This is a genomic window from Psychrobacter urativorans (assembly GCF_904846695.1).
In the GTDB taxonomy this organism is placed as follows: domain Bacteria; phylum Pseudomonadota; class Gammaproteobacteria; order Pseudomonadales; family Moraxellaceae; genus Psychrobacter; species Psychrobacter urativorans.
This window is the reverse complement of the sequence record NZ_CAJHBR010000063.1, coordinates 1-1201: the sequence shown is the minus strand read 5'-3', so window position 1 is coordinate 1201 and position 1201 is coordinate 1. Positions and strand designations below refer to the sequence as shown.

Here is a 1201-nt window from a genome sequence, read left to right as displayed (position 1 = left end):
TCATCCAATTTGATACGTTGAGTAATAAAGGGCTCAAGGTTCACTAAGCCATCTTCGACCAATTTGATGGTTTCTTGATGATTGTTTACATAACCAATAGTCCCACGTACATCGAGCTCCTTCATGACTACGCTATGTACATTTACGGAAGCTGGGTGGCTCCAGATAGAGACAATCACAACCACACCAGTAGGTTTAGTAAGTTCAACCAGTGAGTCCAATACCTTATTGACGCTGGTGCATTCAAAGGCCACGTCCACACCGCGGTTATCTGTAAGCTTCATGACTTCTTCAGTCAAATCTACTTCAGTCGGATCTAAAATGTAATCGGCAACCCCACTTTCTTTAGCCTTCTCTTTGCGCTTGGCACTCAATTCAGTGAGAATGACGGTAATGCCTTTGGCTTTTAAAACTGCAGCCAATAACAATCCAATCGGACCACCGCCACCGACCAAAGCAACATCACCTGCTTTGGCACCACTGCGCACAAAAGCATGATAGCCAACGGCTAACGGTTCAATCAAGGCTGCTTGATCTAATGGGATTTTATTAGAGATAGGATGTACCCAGCGGCGCTTGACCGCAATTTTTTCAGACAAACCACCACCGCGACCACCAAGACCAATGAAGTTCATATCTTTTGATAAGTGATAATTCTCACCAGGCGCGGTAGAAACATCATCGGCAATAATATATGGTTCAACCACAACATGCTGACCAACCTCAATATCATCAACATCTTCACCGATAGCATAAACGACGCCTGAGAATTCATGACCCATAGTGATTGGGGCAGACTCTCCTGAGATAGGGTGAGGATGACCGCAAGGGGGAATAAAAATAGGACCTTCCATAAACTCATGCAAGTCAGTACCACAGATGCCACACCAAGCGACATCGATTCCAACGGTACCCGACTCTACTGTAGGCTCTGGAATATCTTCAATACGAATATCGCCTTTGTCATAAAAACGTGCCGCTTTCATATAAATCTCCTTTGATTGTCCTTAGAAAAAATATTGGATGGTGCATCAAAAATTATGCTGGCATCAAACGTAGCCATAATGGATGGTTGTAAATATTTGGCTTAGCAGATAAAAAATAGGCCTAGATGCCCTAACCTCAAAATCATTATCCACTGCAAAAGCAAGATTGCAACCGTGAGCTACACACATATAAGCCTAAGAGAACGATATCAGAT

1 protein-coding gene is annotated in these 1201 nt (G+C 43.4%); it reads right to left on the bottom strand.

Annotation, left to right across the window (positions count from 1 at the left end; all coding sequences use genetic code 11):
• Nucleotides 1–986 (bottom strand): 2,3-butanediol dehydrogenase (locus JMY09_RS14365; protein WP_201624632.1); only part of this gene is annotated, 986 nt, incomplete at its 3' end.
• Nucleotides 987–1201 lie beyond the last annotated feature (215 nt).